We start from the raw sequence: 1,004 nt of genomic DNA on the forward strand, positions 1-1,004 counted from the left end.
CTCATCAGCACCCTGACCACGACACCCCGTGAGGGTAGGGCGCAGGGCGTGAAAAGTGCGGATCTGCCCGCGCCTGCGCGGCCCGCCCAGTAGGTCGCCAGGGCCCCGTGGGCCGTGGGGTGAACGCCCGGCAGGGCAGGGCGGGCCCCGATGCTCTACCATTACCACCCCCTGTACCGGTCGTGCCCCCGCAATGAGCAAGCAAAGCCAGTGGATCGTCGGCGTCAACGCCGTCGCCTCTTCGATCGAGAACGATGCCGAGAACGTCCGCGAGGTGCTGATCGAAGCCAGCGCGAAGAATCCGCGTCTGGTCGAGATTGAAGAGAATGCGCGGCGCAAGGGTATCGACGTGCGCAAGGTCAACACCCAGGCGCTGGACGGCGTGGGCGGTTCGGTGCGACACCAGGGCGTGGCGGCGCGCTACCAGGCGGCACGCACCTACGGTGAAAACGAACTGGAAGGCCTGGTCGAGGCCGCCGAGGGCAAGGCCCTGCTGCTGGTGCTCGACGAGGTGCAGGACCCGCATAACCTCGGCGCCTGCCTGCGCAGCGCGGCGGCGGCCGGTGCCACGGCGGTGATCATTCCCAAGGACAAGTCGGCCACGGTCAACGCGACCGTGCGCAAGACATCGGCCGGCGCTGCCGACCGCATCCCGGTGGTGGCGGTGACCAACCTGTCGCGCTGCCTGAAGGACCTGCAGAAGCTGGGCGTGTGGATCTACGGCCTGGCCGGTGAAGCCACCGCGTCGCTGTACTCGATCGACCTGAAGGGCAACGTGGCGCTGGTGCTCGGCGGCGAAGCCGACGGCCTGCGCCGCCTGACCCGTGAAAACTGCGACAGCCTGGTCAAGATCCCGATGCCGGGCGACATCGAAAGCCTCAACGTGTCGGTCGCCACCGGCGTGAGCCTGTTCGAAGCAGTCCGCCAGCGCGGTCTGTAACCGCGCACCCGTAGAGCCGACCGTTGGTCGGCTGCTCTACGCGGTGCCTGCAGCCGACCAACGG

At 68.3% G+C, this 1,004-nt stretch carries 1 protein-coding gene; it reads left to right on the forward strand.

Annotation, left to right across the window (positions count from 1 at the left end; translation table 11 throughout):
- Positions 1–193: 193 nt before the first annotated feature.
- A complete protein-coding gene (gene rlmB, locus ACXJKH_RS21205) occupies positions 194–940 on the forward strand; it encodes a 23S rRNA (guanosine(2251)-2'-O)-methyltransferase RlmB (RefSeq protein WP_256777431.1) in 747 nt (248 codons plus the stop codon).
- The last annotated feature ends 64 nt before the right edge of the window (positions 941–1,004 follow it).

It is taken from the genome of Stenotrophomonas sp. P5_B8 (genome assembly GCF_054049855.1).

Coding starts and splice junctions, on each gene's coding strand:
- rlmB (WP_256777431.1), top strand. CDS start 194: ATGAGCAAGCAAAGCCAGTGGATCGTCGGCGTCAACGCCGTCGCCTCT.